Raw genomic sequence first — 24,722 nt, 5'->3', positions numbered from 1 at the left:
ATCACGATGAGAAAACCTTCACAGTTCGATGTGGTTGTGGTCGGCGCCGGTCCGTCCGGCAACGCTGCCGCTTACACGATGGCCAAGGCAGGTCTGGAAGTGCTGCAGATCGAGCGGGGCGAATATCCGGGCAGCAAAAACGTTCAGGGCGCGATCCTGTACGCGAAGGCGCTCGAAGAGATCATCCCGGACTTCCGCGACGATGCGCCGCTGGAGCGCCACATCATCGAGCAGCGGATGTGGATGCTCGACGATACGTCGTTTGTCGGTACGCATGTGCGCAGCGAGGATTACAACAAGCCGCCCTATAACCGCTACACGATCATCCGCGCGCAGTTCGACAAGTGGTTTTCATCGAAAGTGCGCGAAGCCGGCGCACTGCTGCTCTGCGAGACCACGGTGAAGGAACTGATCATGGACGGCGACCGGGTGGTCGGCGTGCAGTGCGACCGCGAGCACGGCGATGTCTATGCCGACGTGGTGGTGCTCGCCGACGGCGTGAATTCGACGCTCGCGCGCAAGGCGGGCTTTCATGGAGAGATCGGGGCCGGCAACGTTGCGCTCGCCGTCAAGGAGATTCTCTTCATGCCAGAGGAGACGATCCGTCAGCGCTTCAACGTCGGCGAGGACGACGGCGTCGTGATCGAGATGGTCGGCAGGATCACCGACGGCATGATGGGCACTGGCTTCCTCTATACCAACAAGGAATCGCTCACCATAGGCGTGGGCTGCATGCTGAGCGACTTCAAGAAAAACCCCAACCGCACGAGCCCCTACGTGCTCCTCGAAAAGATGAAGCAGCACCCGTCGATCGCACCGCTGATTGCGGGCGGCGAGATGAAGGAGTATTGCGCGCATCTGATTCCCGAAGGCGGTTTTCACGCAATCCCGCAGGTCTACGGCAACGGCTGGATGATCGTTGGTGATTCAGGCGGTTTCGTGAACGCTGCGCACCGAGAAGGATCGAATCTCGCGATGACCACGGGACGCCTCGCCGCCGAAACGGTGATCCACGCGAAAGCCGCGGGCCACGGCTACCGCGCCGGCACGCTCAAGGCCTACAAGGCCGCGCTCGATCAGAGCTTCGTGATGAAAGACCTGCACAAGTACCGCGACATGCCGGCCGTGCTGCACCAGAATCCGCAGTTCTTTACGACCTACCCCGACCTCGTGGCGCGCGCCGCGCGCACGATGATCACAGTCGACGGTAAGGACAAGAAAAGCAAGGAGCGCGAGATTTTTTCGAGCTTCCGCACAGCCCGTTCGCTTTCCGGCATCGTGGGTGACGCCTACAAACTCCTGAGGGCCTTCCGATGAGCACCCTACCCGTCAACGTAGAGGAAAAGCTGTTCCAGAACCGTTATCGCGTCGATGCAGGACGGCCGCACGTCCACATCAAGGATGCCGACGTCTGCCAGAGCGAATGCACCGCGAAGAGTTGCACCTTCGTCTGCCCGGCCTCGTGCTACAAGGCCGAAGGCAACGGCGCGGTGACGCTGATCACCGACGGCTGCCTCGAATGCGGCAGTTGCCGCATCCTTTGTACCGACCACCAAAATATCGAGTGGGACTACCCGCGCGGTGGTCACGGCATCCTGTTCAAGTTCGGTTGAGGAACATCGTCATGGCCGGACCAGAACGACATGTGTTTGCTTGCGCCGAGAACCGGCCGCCGCCGCATCCGCGGGGCGCCGGGCGGCAAGGGCTCGACCGCGCTGCTGAAGGCCTTCTGGGCGGAACAACAGAAACGCCAGGCGCCCGATACAGTCGCGATCACGTCTTCGGGGCTGTCTCGGCCCGTGCGATCAGGGCGCGCACGGGCTCGTCTATCCCGACGCGGTGCTCTACAGCGGCGTGACGATGGCCGACGTGGAGAAAATCTTCACGCGTCACCTCGAAGGCGGCGAACGGGTGCAGCGCCTCATCCCTGCGGAGACGGTGTGGTGAACCTGCTGTCCGGGGTCGGGTCGAGTCGACCGAACTGTTCGGCGGCGAGGTGTCGGCCGCCGTGCGGCGCCTCATCGAAGGCCTGCACGGCGCGCCGGCCGAGCAGATCGTCGCGGTCCTGTGGAGCGTCACGCTGACGTCTCCGCAAAGCCTTGCCGCCTACTATCTGCTCTACAAGTTCCATGCCGGACGCTGCGAACTCGATAGGCAGAGCACGCGGCCCATCTGGGACTAATAGCATCTGCGCATGCCGCCGGGTTGAATGAGAACTGGCGGATGGTACAAGCCGGCGACGCGAACTTCCACGCGCCCGGTCCCGCCTGCTTCTGGCTGTTCACGCTAAAGGCGCTCGCCTTCATCGGCCTGCGGCGCGGCGAACGCGAAACCGCCACACAGTTGGTCGCACAACTACGGCAGCTCGATCCGGCGGATCACATCGGCTTCGGCGCAGTGGAAGCGTTGCTGCAACGGTCCGTCTGAGGAGAAGCACGATGTCCAAACAGCCCGCCATCGCATCGTTGGCCGACGACAATCTGGCAGCCGGCGTGGCAGCAGTCGACCGTGCGCTGACCCTGCTGGCTTCCTTCGGCAACGGCACGCCCGTGCTGTCATTGAGCGCGCTCGCGGAACGCACGCGCGTGTAAAGAGCACCGTGCTGCGCCTGCGCGCGTCGCTGGAACATGCGCATCTCGTGGTACGTCGCGCCGATGGCTGCTACGTGCTCGGGTCCGGCGTCGCAAGGCTGCATGCCGTCCATGCGCAATCGTCCTCCAGCGAGTCGCTGGTGATGCCCGTGCTGCAGGAACTGGTGGCCGCAACCCGTGAAAGCGCCGCGTTTCACGTACGTCAAGGTGCGCAACGGCTATGCCTGTATCGCGTCGACTCGCCACAGCCTGTGCGAGATCACATCCGCGTGGGCGAGCTACTGCCGCTGGATCGTGGCACAGGAGGCCGGGTGTTGCAAGCCTACTGCCATGAGGGCAACGAGGCACTCGGTCAACAGATCCGCCGCCAGCAGGTCATCGCCTTAGCAGGAGACCTCGATCCGCAATTGACAGGTATCGCCGCGCCGGTGTTCGGCCCGTCCGGGCAACTCGCCGGTGTCATTACGCTGACCATGCCCCGCGAGAGACTGGACTCCGGGCGGAGATAGTGAGGAATTCCGGGCGAATTCTCACACGATACCTTGGCGGAATAAAGCCGGGCCAGGTAGACGGGTAGTGATGCGTGAGGAACAAACTTGCGTTGTTAATCGCTTTTACTGAATGTCTTAATGTTGGCCATTGCGGCCAGCCGCCGTCGATCCCAACTTCGACTCAACGAATGTCAGTACATGGACGCCGCCAGTTTGCCAACTTTTCAATCGATGATGATGGGTAGGTAGATTGCAACCGTACATTCGGACTTTCAAGGTGGCTGTGCCGCTGAGCCTGACGGGTTTCGCTGGTCGGTTCCTTGTCGCTTTCGCGCACTCGACGGTGCTCGGACATTCCCGGCTTTGCCGACCACGCTCTAACCTGTCGTGCCATCCACGATCGTGATCGTGCCAACGTCCACGTCAAATCCAGATTTGACTTGTCAGAGCCATTCGCCTCAGTCGCGATGTCGCGGCCCCGACACGCCGCAAGTCAGGCAGTCCTTTCAGAGACGCTTGATCTCGACACCGTATTTTCTCAGCGCGTAGCCAATCTGGCGCGGCGTCAGTCCAAGCAGCCGCGCCGCCTTTGCCTGCACCCAGCCGGATCTTTCCATGGCGGCGATGAGACGCTCGCGGTTGGTCATCTTCGCATCACTTCCGAGGACTGCCCCACCAGCCGTTAACGGAGCCCTCTCGCTGCCGACAGGCTGGACCGCAATTGCGCCCGACGTAACAGCCTCAACCCGAGGCGTAGCCGGCTTCCCGGGCACTGGTACGATTCGCCCGGGCTGCAGCGCGATTTCGTCCGATCCGCTCTTCCACAGCAGCGCGGACAGGCACTGGCCGTGGCAGCAACCAAAGTCGTTTCTCACGATCGCTGGTCCCGGCGCCAAGGTCGCGCTTCGCTGCACGCAATTTTCGAGCTCGCGGACATTGCCGGGAAAACCGCAGTTCATCAATACTTCAATCGCACTCGCATCGAAGGTCAGGGTACGGCCGTTCTCGCTGTTGAAATTCTTGAGAAACTCAACGGCGAGGAGCGGAATATCACTGCGCCTTTCACGCAACGGCGGCAGCAGCAAGGGAACCACGCTGATGCGATAATAAAGGTCGGCGCGGAACTCGTTCCTTGCCACCGCGTCTTCCAGGTTCTTATTCGTGGCGGCAATCACGCGAACATCGACCTTAATGGTCTGGTTGCTGCCGACTCGCTCGAATTCTTGCTCCTGCAGGACGCGCAGCAGCTTTGCCTGGAACGAGGCCGAGATCTCGCCGATCTCGTCCAGAAACAGCGTCCCCTTGTCGGCGAGTTCGAAGCGCCCCTTGCGCGAATTGAAGGCGCTGGTAAAGGCACCCTTCTCATGACCGAACAATTCGGATTCCAGCACCGTCTCAGGGAGCGCCGCGCAATTGAGCTTGATGAAGGGCCGCTTGGCTCGCGGCGACAGCTCGTGAAGGGCCTTGGCGACCAGCTCCTTCCCGGTACCGGATTCCCCGCGCAAGAGAACTGTGCTGTTCGATTTAGCTACCACCGCGATCTTCTCGAGCAGGCCGCGCAGCGCCGGGCTGTCGCCAATGATCCCCTCGACCTGAAACTTCTTACGCTCCTGTGCAGGGTACTTGAGCTCGGACAATTGTTTTTGCAGCCCGTCCCTCCCCGCCATCAGTCGGTCGCGGTCGCTCTTAAATAAGCGATGCAGCTTCACCGTCTGCCCCACTAGGTTGGCCATCATGGAAAGCAGCTGCACGTCGTAATCGAGCCGGAGATTCGCCCCGTTATCCAGGATGCGGTCGATGGTCAGCGTGCCCACGACTTTTGCGTCGATGCGAATAGGAACGCCGATGAACGACACTCGCACGTTGTCGGAAGCACCGAGCACGCCCATGTCGGCGGTACTGAAGCCCGAATGCACCGCTACGTCTTCGGCGACGAGCGGCCTGTCCGTCGCCATGATCTGGTCAATTGCCTTCTGCGGCAGGCGCATCCGGTAGCGCTCATCGCTGCCTTCGCCCCAGCCGGCACCAACGGTAATATCCGGTACGCCATCATCGTCGAAGAGAGAGACGATACCGAGCCGCATCTGCACAAACGATTGCAGGAGATCGACGACGTTGGCCAACATGACTTCGAGCCGGCAGGGGGCGGTGAGTACCTTCGATATTTCCAAGATGCCGGTAAGCGCGCTCTCGTACCACTGCACAATAGGGACCGCGTGGTCCGTCTCGGACTTTGAGATACGCCTTTCGCGTACGGAAGCGATATGCAGCATGACGACGTCTCCGTTGTTGGGGCCATCCTCCCTGTCACCTTGTTCGGATTTACGAGTATTGTGTTGCATATCATCCTCGATCTCGCGCCCAATTTCACGGACTGACTTCAAGAGATAACGTCTTTTCATGGCAGGGCGGTGAAACTATAGTGCCTTGATTTGCCTATTTTCTCCTCTTGCCATCTCGCCGCGCGGATTCCGCCAAGAACGCGAGTCCAATTGATGTCGCTCAAACTGCAATTTGTCTACTCCAGGTGCAGCCGATTACAGGCGTCGTCCCTCATTAATTGCTACCTCAGTCTGGTTCGCTATGCCGATGACTTTCTGATCACCGGTTACTCGAAAGAGTTGCTGGAAGACGAGGTCAAGCCACTGGTCGGGGTCTTTCTGCAGGAGCGCGGACTGACGCTCTCTCCGGAAAGACCAGGATCACGCACGTCTTGCAAGGGTTCGATTTCTCGGGCATAACATTCGAAAATATCCGAACGGCAAGCTACTCATCAAGCCATCAAAACAGAATGTTCAAACGTTTCTAGTGACAGTGCGCTCAGTCATCAACGACAATGCATCGGCCGAACAGGTCACTCTCATCGGCCTGCTCAGCCCGATCATCGATGGCTGGTCGAACTGTCATCGATGCTTGGTCTCGAAACAATATATAGCGCAGTCGACGCTGCCATCTGGCAGGCGTTGTGAAAGTGGTGCTGCGGGCGGCATCCGTGCAAGGGCGCACGATGGATCAGAGCGCGATACTTCCATCGTGAAGGAACGCGGCACTGGGTATTGTCCGCGATACTGGTGAACTAACGGCAGAAGGGAACCCGGGACGAGGCTACGCAAAGCATCCGACGTCCCAATCCGGCAACATACGTAAATCCGTGGCGAAGCCAATCCCTTTGACCCGGCATGGAAACACTCCTTTGAACACCGCTATGGTTCGAAATGGTGAACACCCTGTCGGGCCGAGGACAGCTGATACGCCTCTGGTTGGACCAGGAACGGGCCTGCCGGCCAGCGGTCGGGCCCGGACAAGCCAAGCGGCCCGATCAGCGTATGCTGCTCGCCCAGCACGCCGATATGACGCATCCGGCTTTCAAGGAGGCACCGGCGCGCCGCCATCTGCATGGCAGCGTGCCTTACGGTCGTCTGCAGCATGAACTCCAGTATCGGCCACGATACAAGTCGTCCGATTTCGACATCCAACGTGTGATTCGGCATGGCTTCCCGGCGAACCATCATTCTCGTCTTTAAATGGACGCAAGCGTATCGAACACCGTCTGCCTGCGCCTTGATTTGGGTCAAGTAAGACATCAGGAACGCGTGGAGCGATCAGGCGACTAAATCGCATCGCCGCCCCCGGCTCTGCGCACTGGTTTGACCGAATCATGGTGCGAAAACACGCGGACGATTTCCATTCGGGGGATTCTGGGGGAGTCACGAACGGATTGGACAAGCGATGCGATTCATGAAACAACCGGACCTGTCCGCGTTGGAAGCCGCTTTCTTACCTCAGGCCGAAAGACTAGCGACCTTGCTCAATCCGGCGAAGTCGAGGATGCGGATTTCTCTACCGTTCACGGTGATGAGCCTCTGCCTCTGGAACCTCGACAATATGCGGCTGACCGTCTCCAGCTTCAACCCGAGAAAGCTGCCGGCCTCCTCGCGCGTCATTCGCAAGATGAATTCGGTCGGCGAATAGGCGCGTGCCCGCCAACGCCGCGAGAGATCCAGAAGAAACGACGCAACCCGCTCGTCGGCCGCCATCGTGCCGAGCAGCGTACTGACACCGCGTTGCCGCACGAGTTCCGCGCTGAGCATTCGGTAGACGTGACTCTGCACCGCTTTGACTTCCCGGCTCAGCCACTCGAGCAGATGGAACGGCATCACGCATACGCTGCTGTCTTCAAGGGCGATGGCGTCGCTTGCATAATGGCCAGTAGCGATGCCGTCCAAGCCCATCGGATCGCCGGCAACATAAAACCCAGTGACCTGGTCCCGCCCGTCCGGAAGCAGCGAGAGCTTCTTGAACGATCCCGTGCGAACCGCATAGACGTTGCAAAATGAATCGCCCGCGCGGTGCAATGCTTCGCCTTTTCTCACGTGGCGATAGCCGAGAACGAGGTCGTCCATTTGCCGGTCGCAGGCGAGCTCATCGGGGTTCACCGCGCAAAACGGACGCATCGTGCAGGTCTTGCATGACGTGCCACTCGAACCCATGGGCTTCGTCCGCGAAGCCGTTGTCGAAGGCCGAAACGTGTCGGTCTGTGGCGCGGTAAGGCGATTGTGCGCAATTGCCATGTGATTCTCCTTACTCAATCGATGTCCAAGTCTGTTTCACAAACCCGTCTTTGTCATCTCGAAATTGCGCGGCTAACTGTCGCACAACTGAATCGAGGCAAACCATGATCCAGATCAAGCAAAGCAGACCGATCCGTCGGGGCGACAAGTGTCCCCCGCGAGTTTTATCGTGTTCGGGCATCGGTTTGGGTGACCGGAAGCTGTCGCCGTCAAGCACGATGCGGTGGGCACCGTGGCGTAGACGGTCGAGCGTAGCGGCACGGAGGATGCGGTTGCCGGCGAATGCCTCGCCCCACTCGCTGACGTCAAGGTTAAATGCAGGGTCTATTTTTACGCGAAGTGTCAGCCCCATGGGGCCGTGAACGCGACAGATCTAACCCCTGTCTCCCCGCATAATGATAATGTCTTTCGTGGCCGATCGCCACTACAGGAGGACGTCATGTTGGCAACATACTTTGTTTCCCCACAGCGATTGCAAGAGCTCCGAGAAGGGCGCGGTGATGCTCTGCTGGAGCTCTTCTCGCAGGTTCTAAATGAGTCGGGCAGCGACAATTGTTTTGGCCGACCGGCCGTGCTGCTTGACGCTGTCTAGGCGCACCGCGGAATAGCTGCCGGAGTAGCCGTGGTTGCGCTTGAGGACACTGTGGATCGTCGTGCCCTGGACGTCGGACTCGAACCAGCGAGCAATCCGCTCGCGAAAGGGCTCGAGCGTCGACACGCAGATGCTGGGCAGGTGTGGTGTGCGGCCGAAGCGTCCGGCGATCACGGTGTCTTCCGGCAGCGGCTGCGCTGGATCGAGCCAGCCGAGCTCCAGGGCGACACCGCCTCACGGCGGGCCCATCAACCCGACGCGCGCGATGTCGCGGTCGGAATCGCCCTGCCGCATGCGGACAAGGACTTGGCGGTACTCAAACAATTCGAATCTCCGGTTGGCCATGGGCGCTCCACTCAGAAAAGAGCGAAGCGTACCCAGTTGGGGAAAGTTCGAACCGCGTTCTGCTACACAGCGCAGGTGGCGCCTATGCGCCGATCATCAAATGGCTCCTATACGGCGATCCGTGACACCATTCTGTTGGAGGATCTGCCCGGGTACGCCGCAACCGAAGGCCGTGCCGATCGATCTCGGGGTTCGGGGCGTCAATGCCTAAGTGTCATCAGTATAACTGATTAATCGCGGAAAACGGAAGACCCTGACCAGCACGCAGCGACGTTGGCTCAAGCGACGGCACGCGATCGAACCGGTCATCGGCCATGTGAAGGACGACCACGGCATGCGGCGTTGCTGGCTCAAAGGGCAAACCGGCGGTGCGCTACACGCGGTACTGTGTGCTGCCGGTTACAACCTGCGCTGGTTGCTGCGCGCCATCGTCCGTCTGGGCCTGGGGCCTGCATTTTTTATCCTCGCGGTGCTGCATTGGCTCGCCAATGTCACGCTGCAGCCGAGCGCTTGCTCGGCACAACCGCTTTCGATGGGCTGATTCCTGTTCGCCGACAGGCGCACCCTTGGTTGGCTCGCCACCGCAAACTGAATTTTGCAGGATCGACTATCTACCCGCACTATGTCTTTGATTCGTGGATAGAGCGATGGCGGCGTCACCGCGCGCAGCAGGGGCCCGGCTTGAGGTGGAGATACTGCCGCACATCAGCGCTCCCGTGAGAGTTATGGGGCCGAACGCTTGCAAGGCACTTCGGAGCGCAATTCAAGGCAACGACCAGATTGACACACGGCTTGCCGGTCGCGCCGAACCTGCTCGATCAGGCGTTTGCCGTCACTGCGCCGAATCAGGCTTGGTGTGGCGATATCCGTTATGTCGCCACAAAACCCTCGAAACCCAACAAAATCCATGCCGCAAAAACCTTGCTGAAAGATCCCATTTCCTAACTTGGGTGGATTGGTCTTCGCGTGGTCTCACGCGGAGGAACCATGCGTGACGCCTCCTGCAATATTATCTCCCGCATCCAATTGCTTGCCGGATCACTGTTGTGAAGGGCAGACCATTGGACGGCCTCGGTGAATGCGGGAAGCGGCAACGGAAGTTCGACGATCCGCAGAGGCGTCGTTTTTTCGAAATGCTTGACCAGCCTTAGGGGCATCGTCCCTATACGGTCAGTGTTTAATAGCATAGGCGCGATCATGCTAAAGCTCGGCACGATGACCTCGTCCCGTCTCTTGAGACCGTGCTCAAGCAAATACCATTCCTCGATGGAGGGCCGCCGCGTACGTCCGAACCTGACCACCACGTGCCCCATCGACATGTATCTCTCGAATGTAAGCTGCCCTGATAGCTGCTTGTTCGTGCGGCAGCCTACGCACACGAGTGTCTCCTCGAACAGCTTCGCTTTAGGGTGCGCGCTCGACATGAACATTTCCGGCAAGATAAGAAAATCGGCTTCGCCGCGCCGAATAACCTCGTCGGGGTCATCGGCAAGTGGCAGCAATTCGAAGCTGACGGCGGGAGCTTCCCGTGCAATACGCTCCACGATCTTTCGAAAAAATACGACTGCCATGAAATCGGAAAGGATGATCCTGAAGCGGCGATCCGATTTGGCTGGGTTGAAGACGTCCCGGGAAATAACGGAGAGCTGGATGTGCACCAGAGCCTCGCGGATTGGAGCAGCGAGCCCTTCTGCACGCGGTGTTGGGACAAATTCCCGGCCCCTCATCGTAAATAGTTCATCGCAAAAATAGGCGCGTAGCCGGGCGACGGCCGCGCTCATGGCCGGCTGGCTCAGGTTGATGCTGCGTGCCGCCGCGGTGAGATTACGCTCGGTCATCAGAGCATCGAGCGCGACGAGGAGATTCAGATCGAGGCCCTTGAAACGCATGATCCCAAGTTATCCATAATGTAGATGTGTTCCATCAAAACAATCGATTTTACGAATTGTACGGCATGGAGGATAGTGTTCCTGGTAGATCCATTTCAATTTCGCAAAACCTGCTGGCGCCTTCGTGGTGCCCGGGTAGTGGATGAAGTGTGTCGTAGAACTGAGCGAAGCCGAGGAAATGACGTTGCAGCAGTTGTCGATTAAGCACATGCATCGGGACACGCGCACGCGAGCGGCAGCCCTGTCGCTGCTCGGACACAGGACCAATTGCAAGCTCACCGCCGAGCAACTCCGCGTGAGCGGGCAGTCGGTCCGTGACTGGCTCACGCATGGCGCAACATCGGCGTGTATGGCCCGACGGGCGGCCATAACGGTGGGAACATGAAGCACCACTGGCGACGCTTCATCACCTGCACGAAGGAAACGCCGATGCCGAACTCGCTGAACTTTCTCGGCGGATACGGCACCAAATTTCAAGTCAATTTCTCGTGGACGCTCTCATGAATCCTCTAGCAAAACGTCGGGCCGGAGAAATAGAATTTAGGCATATCAAGACGGTTGTCGATCTTTGCCTTGACTCCGAGAAAAATCCTCAGGTGTACGTCGAGCATCCACCGAGGCACATGTCCAATGCGGCCACGGCCTTCGGCCGCATGGGCAAGCTGGATCGCGCCGACACGACGCGACAAGCGTCTGGCAGGTCGCGTAGGCACTTACTACCGGCAAACCTTCGCAAAGTTTTCCAAACCCTTCCTATATCGGCCGGTTACCTTCGTACAGTTGAGGCAACCCTCGACTTCGCCTTGGCTTCGCGTCGAATCGGGAGCAGCCGATTGCAGGTGCCAAATGCTTCAGCGACCCGGCCAAATGGATCTCGTGTCAATCGCGGTCAGATCGTGCGGAAGATGCGGGGGAAGTCTTTGGTAGATCTGGTACGAAAGGCACGCGCACTCGATGTAATCTCCATCGTGGATGAGGTTCGAACGGTCCGTGAAGCGTTGACGGAAATACTCTTTTCTTCGGGCTTCATCCCAGAACTGTTCCAGAGTGCAGATGATTTCTTGAAATCGAACCGCTTTCTCAGCAAGTCCTTCGCGTCCGTCAGGTCCGCCCTCAAAGGCCGGACGGCGCATAGGAGGCAGTCGTGAATTTGGCCGTGTCCACAGATAGAGGACCTCTCTCCATGCGCTCTCAGGTGCGGTGGAGGCTGGTTTGGGAAAATGAGTTGCGACTCGCCGACCACATCGAACTGTCCGAGTTCTTCCGAAAGTCCTACGGACCGACCGGGGCGTTTAATGCAAAACCATTCGAAGGCAATCACAGTTGGGCTGGTGCGAGGCCAGAGTTCCGTGCAATCGGCTACGACGCGCGCGGCGTAGCGGCTCATATCGGCGCACTGCGTCGTTTCATCAAGGTTGGCGCAGTCGATCTACTAGTGGCCGAACTAGGATTGTACGCGGTACGTCCGGATCTTGAGGGACTCGGAATCCCTCAATTAATGCGCGTGATGTATCCCGTGTTGCAGGAACTTGGCGTTCCATTTGGCTTCGGCACGGTTCGACACGCGTTGCGGCAACATATTGCAAGGCTGCTCGGCCGACCCGGTCTGGCGACTATTGTGTCTGGAGTTCGCGTGAGGTCGACCCTTCGAGAAGTGCATCTCGACACGCCGCCCACGCGCATCGAGGACGTACTCATTGTCGTCTTACCGATTGGACGGTCAATGAGCGATTGGCCGACCGGAACGATCATTGATCGGAACGGGCCAGAGCTGTGAGGCACTGCTTATCCGAAGCGCGCAGCGAGTGCGCTGACACCACCGGACGTCGCAGCGTTTATTTGACGTTTGACGACGGCCCTAATCCACTTTGCACACCGGACATCCTCGATGTGCTGGCCGAACACCGGGTGACAGCAACTTTCTGCGTCATCGGCGCGTACGCAACGGACCAGCCGAAGCTGATCCGACGGATGATCGCAGAAGGGCACGAGGTCGCAAACCATACGATGACTCATCCGGACCTATCCAGATGCGAACCCACCGAAGTACAACAGGAAATACTAACGGCAAGCAGGGTCATCAGGATGGCGAGCCCCCAGGCTTCGCCGCGGTATATGCGTGCCCCGTATGGCATGTGGACCGAAACAGTGCTCACTACGTCAGCGAGCGCTGGTCTGGCGCCCCTCCATTGGTCGGTAGACCCGCGAGACTGGTCTCGTCCCGGCGTAGACGCGATTGTCAGCGCAGTGCTGGCCTCTGTCCGGCCGGGTGCAATTGTGCTCTTGCACGACGGATGCCCTCCCGATGAGTTGGGACAATGTGCTCACGCTGGTCGGCGCGAGCAGACCCTCACGGCGCTTTCCCTCATGATTCCGGCATTGCATGACCGGGGGTTTGCAATCCGATCGCTTCCTCAACCTCACCGGACGAACCAGACACCCTATGAACGTGCTTGCCGCAACTAGCACTGTCGCTGTCTCGTTTTATGCGCTGCTCTCGACTGTCTATAAAAGCACGCACGCGCTTTATGCTCAGCCGACAAACGTGTCATCGCTCTCGGACGGCCTCGTCGACTCCGACACTCTGCCGGGCGTGGATGTCATCGTTCCCTGCTTGAACGAGGACCCGCGCACGCTCTCAGCATGCCTAGAGTCCATTGCAATCCACGACTGCGCCGGAAAACTGCGGGTCTATGTGGTTGATGATGTTTCTGCGAATCTCGACGCCGTGAGGCCGATATACGATGCCTACACGCGCGACCACAGATTCAACTTCATTACGCTTCCCCCCAAATATGGGAAAGCGCAAGGCATACATCGCCGCGATACGCCGCTCGTTTGGAGATTTGGTGCTTAACGTCGACGCGGACACGATAATCGGCTCAGACGTGGTCACGAAGCTTGCATTGAAAAAATGCAAAATCCAGCGATCGGCGCGGCCATGGGTCGGTTGACCGCCAACAACCGGAGCGACGCCTGGTTGACCCGGTTGATCGATATGGAGTACTGGCTGGCTTGCAACGAAGAGCGCGCGGCACAGGCACTTCGGTGCCGTTACGTGCTGCTGCGGTCCATGTGCCATGTACCGCCGGTCCGCGCTCCTTTTGCTGCTCGATCAGCACGAGACGGAAAACCCGTTTTACTCCAGCGGGCTCACTTCCACTGCACTCCCAGAGCATCTAGAGACGATCGTGCTTTTCGTTGAGAATCTAGCAGATGATTTATAAAATCGCTTACCGACTAACGATTTGTGCATCCGTCGACTCCGTGAAAACTTGGAGCTACTGAGCCTTACCGGAAGCAGCTCCGCACTCGCCCACCGCCAGTCTTTGCACGAACAAGATTGCCTTGTGAAACCTTGCCCCGCGGCAAAGCCTTCGTACCGCGTCCGCATATAAACGTCTTAATCTGATGCACCATTACCTTGGCGGCCTGCTGAAATATTCGAAGGACATCACCCTCTTTCTAGCGCCCGACATCAACTCCTACAAGCGATTTCAGATCGGTACGTTCGCGCCGACCAAGGTCGCATGGCGCCAAGGCAATCGGACGGTCGGTTTCAGCCTTTACGGCGAAGGCTCGGACGCCGTCCGCGTGAAGTGCCGCATTGGCGGTGCGGATCTGAATCGGAATCTCGCTTTTGCGGCCCTGATCGCGGCGGGTCTTGCGGGCATCGACGAGAAGCTGGCGTTGCCAGACCCGCTTGTCGGCGACGCTTATCGGGATGCTGAGCTACCGGAATCCCGGAAACGCTGCGGGACGCCATCGACATCAGTTGGATATTCTGTCCGCTAGCGGATGGAACCGATCGAGCCACCTCCAGCGCGGCCGCATTGTCCGGAACGTAACATTCGCGACACGAACAAACGGACGATGCACCGCCATAATCCGACATTGTGCCGGTCAACATCCCGCAAATTGTGCTCCGACTGTAGATGCTCGCTTGGCACAACGCTTGCAATCCCTCGCCGACAACTCAAGAGACCTGACATGCTCAATCCGATCATCAATGACACGACACTTCGTGACGGCGAGCAGGCCGCCGGCGTCGCGTTTCGCACCGAGGAAAAATGCGCAATCGCCGCCGCACTGTCGCAAGCCGGCGTGCCCGAACTCGAAATCGGAATTCCCGCCATGGGCGAAGACGAAATGGCGTGCATCGCTGCAATCGTCGACCTGAACCTCGACGCCCGCCTGATGGTTTGGGGGCGCCTCACCGACGAGGATCTCACCGCGGCATTGCGCTGCGATGCCGATATCGTTCATCTCTCGGTTCCCGTTTCGGATATTCATTTGCAACGCAAGCTGGGGCAGTCGCGCAGTTGGGTATTGGCGCAGATCGCACGCGTCGTCGACGAGGCAGCGAAAAACCATCCCAAGATTTCCCTCGGCATGGAAGACGCCTCGCGCGCGGATCGCTCATTTCTCATAGAAGTGGCTCAATGCGCGCAGCAGCACGGGGCCCAGCGCGTGCGCTTTGCCGACACTGTCGGTATCTTGGACCCCTTTAAGACCTTCTACGCCATTGCAGCGCTGCGCGTCGCCGTCGATCTGGAGATCGAAATCCATGCGCACGACGACCTCGGGCTCGCCACAGCCAACACACTGGCCGCCCTCGGGGCCGGCGCGACCCATGCGAGCACCACCGTCAACGGTTTGGGTGAGCGTGCCGGCAATGCAGCGCTGGAAGAAGTCGTGATGGGCGCGCGGCACCTGCTGCGACGAGACACCGGCGTCGACACCAGAGCGCTGCTCGACATTTCATCACTGGTCGAACAAGCCTCAGGCCGCGCAGTTTCCTTCAGCAAGAGCATCATCGGTAGGAGGATCTTTACTCACGAGTCGGGCATTCACACCGACGGCCTCGCGAAGCACCCCACGACCTACGAGGGATTCGATCCAGCAGAGCTCGGCCGGCAACGGTTGACGATACTCGGGAAACATTCTGGATCTCAAAGTGTGCGTGAGGCCTACGACGCTCTAGGCGTGAGGGTGTCGGAGCGGCTCATCCCGCTCCTGCTTGCGCGCATCCGCTCTTTCGTCACGCAGTACAAGCAGGCGCCGAATGCAAGCGATCTGCGCCGCTTCCTGACCGAAGCCCACAGCACGCGGGTGAACGTGTCGTGAGTGTGGTTATGGGGCGCGCCACTCGAGCGCCACATCATCGAGCAGCGCATGTGGATACTCGACGACACTTCGTTCGTGGGAACACACGCACGCAGCGACGACTACAACAAACCGCCGTATAACCGCTATACGATCATCCGCGCGCAGTTCGACAAATGGTTCTCTAACTGTACGGCAATGGCTGGATGATCGTCGGTGAGTCCGGCGGGTTCGTCAACGCCGCGCATCCCGAAGTTTCCAACCTCGCCATGACCGCAGGACGCCTCGCCGCCGAGACGGCGATAGCCGCAAAAGCAGCCGGCTGCCGCGGCTACCGCGCTAACGCGCTAACGTGCTGTCGGCGTATAAGGCCGCGCTCGACAAGAGCTTCATGACGAAGGATTTGAACAAGTACCGCGACATGCCAGAAATTCCGCACCGCAATCTACAGTTCTTTACAACATACCCTGATCTCGTCGTTCAAGCGGCCCGCACCGTGATTACGGTAGATGGCGTCGGCAAGAAGACCAAAAAGCATGATGTCATGGTCAGTTTCCGCAAAAATCGCTCGCTGCCCGGCTGGTCGGCGACGCATACAATTTCTGGAGAGCCTTCCGATGAAAACGGTCGCTGTCAATATCGAGGAAAAGCTGTTTCAGAACCGCTACCGCGTGGACGTCGGGCGGCTGCACGTCCACATCAAAAACGTTGAACTCTGCACCAACGACTTTGCCGGAAAAAGCTGCACGTTCGTGTGCCCGGCCTCGTTATCGGAAGGACAGCAACGGCTCGGTCACGCTGATTACCGGCGGCTGGCTGGACTGCGGTAGTTGCCGCATTCTGTGCACGGACCATCACAACCTCGAATGGGCGTGTCCGCGCGGCGGGCATCGCGTCCAGTTCAAGTTCGGGTAGATAAACACATCCATCGTCACATCGGCTTCCGAGCGACGCAAAAAGTGCCCGGACGCCTCACCATATCGGAGCAAATTGATGAATCTCATTACTGGTATCGAATCGACCGATCTCTTCGGCGACAGCGTTCCCTCCCCCGTGCTACAGCTGATCGAGAGAACCCGCGGCGACAGCAATGACGACGTGGCCGCCGCGTTGTGGACTGCGGTCCTGTCGTACCCGCGCTGCCTGCCACCCTACTATCTGCTGTATAAGTTCCATGCGAACCGGGGTGAACTTGGCGAGGCGCAGGAGGTCGCGACGAAGGCTTTGGCGGTCGCCGCCCGGCAAGCGTCGCTCGACAGCGACTGGTGTGCGGTACAGCCGGGCGACACCGACTTCACCACTCCTGGTCCGGGCCGCTTCTGGCTCTTCACACTGAAAGCGCTCGCGTTCATCAGCGTGCGGCGCGGTGAGCGCGTCGTTGCACTGAAGCTGATCGCCAAGCTGCGCAGGCTGGACCCGATCGATTGCATAGGCTTGGACGTCGTGGAAGCCTTGCTCGCACAGTCCGGGTCCCGATAACCGCCGCCGGAAGATCAACTGACAGATTGACATTATGTCCCCGGCATGGCGATGGCAGAGCTCCATTGCAGTTCATGGCGATCGTTTCAGTAGTCAAAGCCGACACTCACCGCACACTTCGCGCGGGCGCGCACGCAGGGCTACCTAGACAGCCAGATCTTCATTCTGGCCCGAAGCAATCCCGAAATCGGCACAATCGCCGCAGTTTGAAGCCTTGCAGATAATCAACGCCTCGCGCTCGCACACGTGCATGTAGAGGAATTTTTTCCACTTCATGCCGTGGACGTTTTTCAGCGAGCCGTGGAAACCGGTAGCCCAGCGGTACCGATGATTCGGCGTATATCCGATAAAGAGACTGCGTCGCAAAGAGGGGTTGCGTTGCAACCAGAAACGCAGATCAAGGCAACAGCTTGCCGGTCGCGCCGAACCTGCTCGATCAGGCGTTTGCCGTCACCGCGACGAATCAGGCCTGGTGTGGCCATATCCGTTATGTCGCCACAAAACCCTCGAAACCCCACAAATCCATGCCGCAAAAAGCTTGCTGAAAGATCCCATTTCCTAACTTGGGTGAATTGGTCTTCGCGTGGTCTCACGCCGAGGAACCGTGCGTGACGCCTCCTGCAATATTATCTCCCGCATCCAATTGCTTGCCGGATCACTGTTGTGAAGGGCAGACCATTGGACGGCCTCGGTGAATGCGGGAAGTGGCAGCGGAAGGTCGACGATCCGCAGAGGCATCGTTTTTTCGAAATGCTTGACCAGCCTTAAGGGCATCGTCCCTATACGGTCAGTGTTCAATAGCATGGGCGGGATCATGCTAAAGCTCTGCACGATGACCTCGTCCCGTCTCTTGAGACCGTGCTCAAGCAAAAACCACTCCTCGATCGAGGGCTGCCGCGTACGCCCGAACTTGACCACAACGTGCCCCATCGACATGTATCTCTCGAATGTGAGCTGCCCTGATAGCTGCTTGTTCGTGCGGCAGCCTACGCACACGAGTGTCTCCTCGAACAGCTTCGCTTTAGGGTGCGCGCTCGACATGAGCAATTCCGGCAGGATAAGAAAATCGGCTTCGCCGCGCCGGAGAACCTCATCGGTATCATCGGCAAGTGGCAGCAATTCGAAGCCGACGGCGGGAGCTTCCCGTGCAATACGCTCCACGATCTTTCGAAAAAATACGACTGCCATGAAATCGGAAAGGATGATCCTGAAGCGGCGATCCGATTTGGCTGGGTTGAAGACGTCCCGGGAAATAACGGAGAGCTGGATGTGCACCAGAGCCTCGCGGATTGGAGCAGCGAGCCCTTCTGCACGCGGTGTTGGGACAAATTCCCGGCCCCTCATCGTAAATAGTTCGTCACAAAAATAGGCGCGTAGCCGGGCGACGGCCGCGCTCATGGCCGGCTGGCTCAGGTTGATGCTGCGTGCCGCCGCGGTGAGGTTACGCTCGGTCATCAGAGCATCGAGCGCGACGAGGAGATTCAGATCGAGGCCCTTGAAACGCATGATCCCAAATTATCCATAATGTAGATGGGTTCCATCAAAACAATCGATTTTACGAATCGTACGGCATGGAGGATAGTGTTCCTGGTAGATCCATTTCATTTTCGCAACCTGCTGGCGCCTTCGTGGTGCCGGGGGTAGCGGATGAAGCGTGCCGTAGAACTGAGCGAAGCCGAGGAAATGACGTTGCATCAGTTGTCGATCAATCACATGCATCGGGAGCCTCCTCGCGAACCCGCCGCATGTTTGGCAGAGATTGGGGATTTCCTCGGGGTTCCAGCGCTTCAGCTTTCTGGTCGCGCCATCCTACAGCGCCAAAAAACGCAACCCCTGGACCAAACGGTACAGAATTTTCATGAATTGCGGCGAGATTCTTTGGGGCTGGTACGTCTGACCGGTGTTCCCAGCGGCGAGCGATATCCTACCTTACTTAGGTGGTAGCGGTTCGAGTCTTGCCAATAGGGCCTTCCTACCACGATGAAGGAGAGAGACATGCTGTGCTTAGGAGTGAGCGGCGGGCTAGACAAAGTTCATGAAAATCCACTCGAACTGCCGAACACATTTCTGCATGACGGCGCTGCGGTGCTTGTCCGGGACGGACGCGTAATAGCGGCCGTCGAAGAGGAGCGCCTCAACCGGATCAAGCACTCTAACAAATTCCCGAGCAGTTCAATTCAATACTGCCTCGCATCCGCAGGGATTCAGCTCAGCGATATCGACCGCATCGCGTTTTACGCTACCGAGGCCTATTGCAACGTCATGCTCGAACGCCTGTTCCTGTCCCAGCCGAACATCTCCATTCCGGTGGATGCCAAGCTGTTTCTGCGTAACTTACTAACGCAGGAATTCGGTACCGAGGTCGATCCTTCGCGAGTCTCATTCGTGAGTCACCATCTGGCGCATGCCGTGAGCGCGTTTGCGATGTCTGGATTCGAGGAAAGCCTGATCGGGCTGTTTTATCTCGAAACAATCCGGTATCTCGGTTACGGCTTGTTCGACGAATACAAGGTCATGGGGCTTGCCCCTTATGGGGATCCCGCTCCCTATCGCGGGCTCTTCGAGCAATTCTATCAACTCTCCGCCAACGGTGAGTACCGCGTCTATCTGGATCGCATCGGTCCGACGTTGCTCCGCAGCATCCAGGTCCGGCGAAAGGGAATGCCATTCACACAGCAGCATCGAGATGTGGGTGCTTCATTGCAGGAAGCGCTGGAGCGGATCGTGTTTCACATTCTCTGCCATCATCGCGAGGTCACCGGTATGAAGCGGCTGTGTATAGCCGGAGGAGTAGCTCATAATTGCACCATGAACGGTAAGCTGATGTATTCGGGACTTTTCGAAGACATCTTCGTGCAGCCCGCAGCGCACGACGCCGGTTGCGCATTAGGCGCTGCCCTTATGGTATCAAACGATTTCGGTCGGCCCCCGCCGCGTGAGCGATTGCAGGACGTTTATTGGGGGCCCGATATTGGGAGCGATCTAGTCGTGGGGCAAGAATTAAATGCGTGGGCCGGACACCTCGACGTTGAACGCAGTGATGACGTGGCAGGCAGAGCAGCCGACTGGATGGCCAATGGCGCCGTGATCGGCTGGGTGCAGGGTCGTTCGGAGTTCGGGCCACGCGCGCTTGGCAACCGCAGCATTCTTGCCGATCCCAGGCCGGCCGCAAACAAGGACCGGATCAACGCCATGGTCAAGAAGCGCGAGGGTTACCGACCGTTCGCGCCATCAGTGCTCGAGGACGATGCGCACGAATTTTTTGACCTCCCAGAGGGTACCCGCGAATTCCCTTTTATGAATTTTGTAGTTCGCGTGCGCGACTCCAAGCGTGCCTTGCTCGGCGCCATCACGCACATTGACGGTACAGCGCGGCTGCAAACAGTATCGCGCAAGACCAATCCCGCCTACTGGGAGGTTATTAATGCGTTCAAGAAGCGGACAGGAATCCCAATTCTGCTCAATACTTCCTTTAATAACAACGCTGAGCCGATCGTAGACTCGGTTGCAGACGCGATTGCCACATTTCTGACGACAGAGCTGGATGGACTTGTGGTCGGGCCGTACCTCGTCAAAAAGCGGCCCGCAACGCAGGAACATTGGACTGCGCTCGCGGTTTCACTGCCGCCCTATGCATCGCTCTATCGAGTCCGCGCTCACACAGCGCGGGATCGTCAGGAGACGGTGTGCGAAATTCGCACCGGCGGCTCCAACTGTGACAGTGTGCGTATTTCACATGAGTTGTTCGATCTGCTGATGCGGATCGAAGGCGAAGCCGTGCTCGGACATCTTCTCGATACGATTACGCATGAGCAGACTCGACGTGAAACCCTCGTCAAGGAGCTGCGCGGATTGTGGGAACAGCGTCGGGTTCGGCTACATCCCTCACGGGCATTGTCACGGTAACGACGCCCTTCCAATGAGTGGCTGAAGATCTGAAACTAGGTAACAGCGCTCGCGAGCTATTTTTCTAGAACGTTAAACAATAGCGTTTGGCCGCCGTGCAGTTCTTGTACCAACACGCTGGTGTCCAACGGAGCACCAGTCCCGGCCCAAGGTCCTGACACTTGCAGCGGCGCACCACAAAGGTAGGCGGAATTGACACATCAAACGAACTTCGAATTGCTGCGTCGGGAATTGGACGCAGACGATCCATGGCGGCTCGACAGCAATCCCTTTGAGCACGAGCGCCACAGGCAAATGCTTCGGATGGCACTTTCGCAGGGATCCGTCACAAATGCGCTCGAAGTCGGATGCGCAGGCGGAACCTTCACGGAAAAATTGGCACCGCACTGCCAACGGCTCACCGTGATCGATATCGTGCCACGCGCAATTGCCAGGACACGCGAACGGATGATGGACCCACCACACATCAATTGGATCGTCTCCGATGTCCAGCATTTTTCGACTGAGCAACAGTTCGATCTGATCGTGGTGGCGGAGGTTCTCTATTACCTCGACGACAGCGCCGAGGTGCGCGCCGCTGTCCGCAATTTAGCACGGATGCTTGCGCCCGGTGGACAGCTGGTTTTCGGATCGGCACATGACGCCAATTGCCGGCGATGGGGCCACATTGCCGGAGCCGAGACAGTCATAGCCATCCTAGAAGAAGAACTGGTTGAAATCGATCGTTTGAGGTGCGTCGGGCAGTCGTTGAATGAAGACTGTCTGCTCGCCCGTTTTCGCAACGCGGCTTCGCCTTCGTGTGGACCAACTTACCAGCGTTAGGCAGGGAGATATAATGCGCATCTGCGGGATAAAACTGACGCACGACGGAGCGATCGCCCTTGTCGAGGATGGGAAACTGGTTTTTTGCGTGGAGCAGGAAAAGCGAGACAACAATCCGCGGTATCAGGCGATCGACGACCTCGACGCGATCGCGATCGCACTGGCCGAGCATGGTTTCGGTGTGCACGATATCGACCAATTTGTCATCGACGGCTGGGACGGAGTAGTCGAGTCGCAGTTTCGCGTCCTCAGTGGGTCGATTCCCGTCAGCCTGAAAGGGGCTCCTTATGCCGAACGCCGAGCCGATGATCTTCTCGCTTCGCTCGACGGCTCCGGACTGCTTGTCGGCGGCCAGTCCTTTCCTTATAAAAGCTATCCTCACGTGTCAGGCCATGTGGCCTCCGCGTACTGCACCAGTCCCTTTGCCCAAAGCGGGCAACCTGCATTCTGTTTGGTGTGGGATGGTGGCATCGTCCCACGCCTCTATCATGTAGAACGCCACCACGCCCGCCATGTTGACTGCCTGTTCCCCGTGATAGGTCACATCTACGCTGCGGCGGGTCATCACTTTGGTCCTTATAAGAAGCCGGGCGGTGCCCGGTGGGATCTGGGTGTGGCCGGCAAGCTGATGGCTTACATCGCGCTGGGCTCCGTTGACGAAGAGATCGTTGAGGTATTTCGCGGGCTTTATCAGGCACGCTTTGCTGGCGACACGGAGTGTGCGCAAGCTTATCGCGAGAACATCCACAGCGCGGACGCGTCACTAGCGGCTGTAGGAGAGTTCTTCGAAGCAAGCGCGCTGCGACTAGAAGCCAAGCCGCCCGAAGACGTACTCGCCTCGTTCCATGTATTCCTCGAGCGTCTTCTCGTTCATGAAATGGGTATCGCGCTGCAGCGCCATTCGATTGCGGGCCCGAAAAATTTGTGCATCGCTGGCGGATGCGGACTCAATATCAAATGGAACAGCGCCCTGCGCGCGAGCGGTTTGTTCGACGCAATCTGGGTGCCCCCGTTTCCCAACGATAGCGGGTCTGCGATTGGCGCCGCTTGTTGCGCGCTGGCAGCCGAGAAGGGCTTCGTGCCGCTGGAGTGGTCGGTATATAGCGGACCGGCCTTAAAAGGTTGCCAAGTACCGCCCGGATGGACGGCGTCTACTTGCTCCATTGCAGAACTCGCCAGCATACTCGCCAGTAGCGAGCCCGTCATTTTCCTTGCCGGCCGGGCCGAGCTCGGACCACGAGCATTGGGGGGCAGAAGCATTTTGGCCGCCGCGACTTTGCCCACAATGAAGGATCATCTCAACGACATCAAGTTTCGAGAGCACTTCCGTCCCGTGGCGCCAATTTGCCTCGAGGATCACGCGCCGACCATTTTTAACCCGGGGAGCCCTGATTCCTATATGTTGTTCGATCATCAGACGCGCGCGGAATGGCGAGAAAAAATCCCTGCCGTCGTGCATCTTGACGGATCTGCCCGATTGCAGACCATCTCAAGAACTTCCGAGCATCCGGTGGCGCAACTTCTGGTCGAATACGAAAAGCTGACGGGTATTCCGTTGCTCTGCAACACGAGCGCCAACTATCACGGACGAGGTTTCTTCCCGGACGCTGCTTCAGCCTGTGCGTGGGGACGCGTCGAACGTGTGTGGTGCGATGGTTTGTTACTGACCAGGACTGGTCTGTCGCCGTCAGTCGACGAAACACTTTTCGCTACGTCGCCGTTCGAAGATTGCTGACGTTGCAGCTCAGTGGTCAGTACGACGCGGTCAATTGTCCCGGCAGCTCGCTCTATCGCTACTGTCCGAAGCCGATCAGCAGGCCGCCCTTGGCTCGATTTTCGCAAGCACTCATCCCGGGCGGAGGTTGCTCATCGACCCGCGAGCAGTTCCTGGAGGAGATGGAAACGGTGGTGCCGTGGGCGGAGCTGATTGCGGTGATCGAGCCGCACTACCCGACGGCGGGCCGAGGCCGGCGGCCGCGAGGGCTGGAGACGATGGTGCGCATGTACTTCATGCAGCACTGGTTCAATCTGTCGGACCCGGGCATGGAAGACGCACTGTGCGACATTGCGTGCATGCGGGCATTTGCGAAGCTGGAGCTGTTCGACGAATCGATGCCGGATGAGACGACGATCCTGAAGTTTCGGCGCGTGCTGGAAGCGCGCCAGTTGACGGCGGCGATCATGAACACGATCAACGAAGTGCTGGAGCAAAAGGGCCTGCCGCTCAAGGGCGGCACGATGGTGGATGCGACGATCATTCACGCGCCGCCGCCGACGAAGAACGAGAGCAAGCAGCGCGACCCCGAGATGCGCCAGACCAAGAAGGGCAATCAGTGGTATTTCGGCATGAAAATCCATGTCAGGGCTGATGTGGAAAGCGGCTTGGCGCATACCGTTTCGGTGACGTCGGCCAACGCGCCGGATGGGAGCCAGTTGCCCAAGCTGCTGCGCGAAGAAGACCGAGCCGTGTTAGGCGACAAAGGGGTATGTGGACAACCGCATCAAGCGTGCGGCACGCCAAGCGGGCGTGTTCTGGGGCGTGGCGCTGAAGTCGAGCGCGCAGCACAAGCTGACTGAGGCGAACAGGCGGTTCGACCCGAAGATGTCATCGATTCGCAGCCGAGTCGAGCATGTGTTTCGCGTGATCAAACGGCAGTTCGGCTACATCAAGGTGTGCTACTAGGGCTTGGCGAAGAACGCGGCCCAAGTGTTCACCTTGATCGGCTTGACCGATCTTTGTCTGGCGAGGCGAGCGATGCTGACGTAAGCGGAAGATGCGCCTGGTGCGCGCCCAAGGGGCGCTGCGGGGCGAAAAAGCCCGCGACTCGGCGCGAAAATGGGTCACTTCGGCCCCATTCCCAAAAAATCGACTCTTCCGGTCGATCGCCGACGCATCAGCCGAACTTGATCAGACATTCCTTAACGTTGAT

At 58.7% G+C, this 24,722-nt stretch carries 21 protein-coding genes and 11 pseudogenes; 24 read left to right on the top strand and 8 right to left on the bottom strand.

The window, feature by feature from the left end; all coding sequences use genetic code 11:
* Positions 1–6: 6 nt before the first annotated feature.
* The 5 genes and pseudogenes from BJG93_RS34470 to BJG93_RS34450 all read left to right on the top strand — a co-directional run bounded on the left by BJG93_RS34470 (position 7) and on the right by BJG93_RS34450 (position 3,168).
* Entirely contained in the window at positions 7–1,317 is a 1,311-nt protein-coding gene (locus BJG93_RS34470) for an FAD-dependent oxidoreductase (RefSeq protein ID WP_027193772.1), read from the top strand.
* Positions 1,314–1,613, top strand: a complete 300-nt coding sequence (locus BJG93_RS34465) for a ferredoxin family protein (protein ID WP_027193773.1) — start codon at positions 1,314–1,316, stop codon at positions 1,611–1,613. The genes BJG93_RS34470 and BJG93_RS34465 overlap by 4 nt, the downstream gene beginning before the upstream one ends.
* Before the next feature lie 395 nt (positions 1,614–2,008).
* The gene (locus BJG93_RS36305; RefSeq protein WP_322786928.1) at positions 2,009–2,182 is read left to right on the top strand and encodes a hypothetical protein; all 174 of its coding nucleotides are present in this window, start codon (positions 2,009–2,011) and stop codon (positions 2,180–2,182) included.
* A gap of 41 nt (positions 2,183–2,223) precedes the next feature.
* Positions 2,224–2,427 (top strand): hypothetical protein, encoded by a 204-nt coding sequence (locus BJG93_RS36300; RefSeq protein WP_322786929.1) that lies wholly within the window; start codon positions 2,224–2,226, stop codon positions 2,425–2,427.
* 11 nt (positions 2,428–2,438) lie between these two features.
* A pseudogene (locus BJG93_RS34450) lies at positions 2,439–3,168 on the top strand (IclR family transcriptional regulator).
* A gap of 420 nt (positions 3,169–3,588) precedes the next feature.
* Here BJG93_RS34450 and nifA read toward each other — a convergent pair.
* The gene (gene nifA, locus BJG93_RS34445) at positions 3,589–5,424 is read right to left on the bottom strand and encodes a nif-specific transcriptional activator NifA (RefSeq protein WP_051374168.1); all 1,836 of its coding nucleotides are present in this window, start codon (positions 5,422–5,424) and stop codon (positions 3,589–3,591) included.
* A 466-nt stretch (positions 5,425–5,890) separates the two neighbouring features.
* On the opposite strand from nifA, the gene BJG93_RS36625 reads away from it, so the two are divergent.
* Positions 5,891–6,157, top strand: a complete 267-nt coding sequence (locus tag BJG93_RS36625; RefSeq protein ID WP_407675373.1) for a group II intron maturase-specific domain-containing protein — start codon at positions 5,891–5,893, stop codon at positions 6,155–6,157.
* Between the two features lie 128 nt (positions 6,158–6,285).
* On the opposite strand, the gene BJG93_RS34440 is transcribed toward BJG93_RS36625, so the two are convergent.
* The 4 genes and pseudogenes from BJG93_RS34440 to BJG93_RS34425 form a co-directional block, all read right to left on the bottom strand.
* Positions 6,286–6,666 (bottom strand): CBS domain-containing protein, encoded by a 381-nt coding sequence (locus BJG93_RS34440; RefSeq protein ID WP_027193775.1) that lies wholly within the window; start codon positions 6,664–6,666, stop codon positions 6,286–6,288.
* 198 nt (positions 6,667–6,864) lie between these two features.
* Positions 6,865–7,653, bottom strand: a complete 789-nt coding sequence (locus BJG93_RS34435) for a helix-turn-helix domain-containing protein (RefSeq protein ID WP_231337507.1) — start codon at positions 7,651–7,653, stop codon at positions 6,865–6,867.
* A gap of 169 nt (positions 7,654–7,822) precedes the next feature.
* Positions 7,823–7,966 (bottom strand): annotated as a pseudogene (locus tag BJG93_RS34430) (ATP-binding protein); the annotation flags it as partial.
* Between the two features lie 216 nt (positions 7,967–8,182).
* A complete protein-coding gene (locus BJG93_RS34425; protein WP_027193778.1) occupies positions 8,183–8,419 on the bottom strand; it encodes a hypothetical protein in 237 nt (78 codons plus the stop codon).
* Positions 8,420–8,816: 397 nt separating this feature from the next.
* On the opposite strand from BJG93_RS34425, the pseudogene BJG93_RS34420 reads away from it, so the two are divergent.
* Positions 8,817–9,131: pseudogene (locus BJG93_RS34420) on the top strand (transposase); the annotation flags it as partial.
* Positions 9,132–9,349: 218 nt separating this feature from the next.
* A pseudogene (locus BJG93_RS34415) lies at positions 9,350–9,472 on the top strand (IS3-like element ISBvi4 family transposase); the annotation flags it as partial.
* Positions 9,473–9,531: 59 nt separating this feature from the next.
* Here the strand turns inward: BJG93_RS34415 and BJG93_RS34410 are convergent.
* The gene (locus BJG93_RS34410) at positions 9,532–10,479 is read right to left on the bottom strand and encodes a LysR family transcriptional regulator (RefSeq protein ID WP_027193780.1); all 948 of its coding nucleotides are present in this window, start codon (positions 10,477–10,479) and stop codon (positions 9,532–9,534) included.
* A 381-nt stretch (positions 10,480–10,860) separates the two neighbouring features.
* Here BJG93_RS34410 and BJG93_RS36170 point away from each other — a divergent pair, with 381 nt between their 5' ends.
* The 10 genes and pseudogenes from BJG93_RS36170 (at position 10,861) to BJG93_RS34365 (ending at position 17,064) form a co-directional block, all read left to right on the top strand.
* Positions 10,861–10,983, top strand: coding sequence for a hypothetical protein (locus BJG93_RS36170; protein WP_018423232.1), 123 nt, complete (start codon positions 10,861–10,863; stop codon positions 10,981–10,983).
* A complete protein-coding gene (locus BJG93_RS34405) occupies positions 10,980–11,627 on the top strand; it encodes a response regulator (protein WP_154677404.1) in 648 nt (215 codons plus the stop codon). Before BJG93_RS36170 ends, BJG93_RS34405 begins: the two co-directional genes overlap by 4 nt.
* Positions 11,624–12,256 carry a NodA family N-acyltransferase gene (locus BJG93_RS34400; protein ID WP_027193781.1) on the top strand — a complete coding sequence of 211 codons (633 nt, stop codon included), beginning with the start codon at positions 11,624–11,626 and terminating at the stop codon, positions 12,254–12,256. Before BJG93_RS34405 ends, BJG93_RS34400 begins: the two co-directional genes overlap by 4 nt.
* Entirely contained in the window at positions 12,253–12,945 is a 693-nt protein-coding gene (nodB, locus tag BJG93_RS34395; RefSeq protein WP_082194449.1) for a chitooligosaccharide deacetylase NodB, read from the top strand. The genes BJG93_RS34400 and nodB overlap by 4 nt, the downstream gene beginning before the upstream one ends.
* Positions 12,923–13,610: pseudogene (locus BJG93_RS34390) on the top strand (glycosyltransferase); the annotation flags it as partial. The gene nodB and the pseudogene BJG93_RS34390, both read left to right, overlap by 23 nt.
* 298 nt (positions 13,611–13,908) lie before the next feature.
* A pseudogene (locus BJG93_RS34385) lies at positions 13,909–14,249 on the top strand (glutamine synthetase); the annotation flags it as partial.
* Between the two features lie 220 nt (positions 14,250–14,469).
* The gene (nifV, locus tag BJG93_RS34380; protein WP_071336739.1) at positions 14,470–15,606 is read left to right on the top strand and encodes a homocitrate synthase; all 1,137 of its coding nucleotides are present in this window, start codon (positions 14,470–14,472) and stop codon (positions 15,604–15,606) included.
* A 15-nt stretch (positions 15,607–15,621) separates the two neighbouring features.
* Positions 15,622–16,206: pseudogene (locus BJG93_RS34375) on the top strand (hypothetical protein); the annotation flags it as partial.
* Positions 16,203–16,500, top strand: a pseudogene (locus BJG93_RS34370) (ferredoxin family protein). The pseudogenes BJG93_RS34375 and BJG93_RS34370, both read left to right, overlap by 4 nt.
* A 78-nt stretch (positions 16,501–16,578) precedes the next feature.
* Positions 16,579–17,064: a hypothetical protein gene (locus BJG93_RS34365; protein WP_027193785.1), complete on the top strand. Its 486-nt coding sequence runs from the start codon at positions 16,579–16,581 to the stop codon at positions 17,062–17,064.
* 144 nt (positions 17,065–17,208) lie between these two features.
* Here the strand turns inward: BJG93_RS34365 and BJG93_RS34360 are convergent, their stop codons facing one another.
* Positions 17,209–17,316, bottom strand: a complete 108-nt coding sequence (locus BJG93_RS34360; protein WP_231337738.1) for a nitrogen fixation protein NifQ — start codon at positions 17,314–17,316, stop codon at positions 17,209–17,211.
* Positions 17,317–17,398: 82 nt separating this feature from the next.
* Between BJG93_RS34360 and BJG93_RS34355 the strand changes: the two are divergent.
* Positions 17,399–17,564: pseudogene (locus BJG93_RS34355) on the top strand (IS3-like element ISBvi4 family transposase); the annotation flags it as partial.
* Between the two features lie 58 nt (positions 17,565–17,622).
* Here BJG93_RS34355 and BJG93_RS34350 read toward each other — a convergent pair.
* Positions 17,623–18,570 carry a LysR family transcriptional regulator gene (locus BJG93_RS34350; protein WP_071336740.1) on the bottom strand — a complete coding sequence of 316 codons (948 nt, stop codon included), beginning with the start codon at positions 18,568–18,570 and terminating at the stop codon, positions 17,623–17,625.
* A 225-nt stretch (positions 18,571–18,795) separates the two neighbouring features.
* Here BJG93_RS34350 and BJG93_RS34345 point away from each other — a divergent pair.
* The 5 genes and pseudogenes from BJG93_RS34345 to BJG93_RS34325 all read left to right on the top strand — a co-directional run.
* Positions 18,796–19,008, top strand: a pseudogene (locus tag BJG93_RS34345) (hypothetical protein); the annotation flags it as partial.
* A gap of 51 nt (positions 19,009–19,059) precedes the next feature.
* Positions 19,060–20,970: a carbamoyltransferase family protein gene (locus tag BJG93_RS34340; protein WP_071336794.1), complete on the top strand. Its 1,911-nt coding sequence runs from the start codon at positions 19,060–19,062 to the stop codon at positions 20,968–20,970.
* Between the two features lie 192 nt (positions 20,971–21,162).
* Positions 21,163–21,792: a nodulation methyltransferase NodS gene (gene nodS / locus BJG93_RS34335; protein ID WP_034476973.1), complete on the top strand. Its 630-nt coding sequence runs from the start codon at positions 21,163–21,165 to the stop codon at positions 21,790–21,792.
* A 13-nt stretch (positions 21,793–21,805) separates the two neighbouring features.
* Positions 21,806–23,527, top strand: a complete 1,722-nt coding sequence (nodU, locus tag BJG93_RS34330) for a nodulation protein NodU (RefSeq protein WP_071336795.1) — start codon at positions 21,806–21,808, stop codon at positions 23,525–23,527.
* Positions 23,528–23,616: 89 nt separating this feature from the next.
* Positions 23,617–24,559 (top strand): annotated as a pseudogene (locus tag BJG93_RS34325) (IS5 family transposase).
* The last annotated feature ends 163 nt before the right edge of the window (positions 24,560–24,722 follow it).

This window comes from Paraburkholderia sprentiae WSM5005 (assembly GCF_001865575.2).
Classification (GTDB): domain Bacteria; phylum Pseudomonadota; class Gammaproteobacteria; order Burkholderiales; family Burkholderiaceae; genus Paraburkholderia; species Paraburkholderia sprentiae.
The sequence above is the reverse complement of the archived record's forward strand: the minus strand, read 5'-3'. Positions and strand labels throughout refer to the sequence as shown.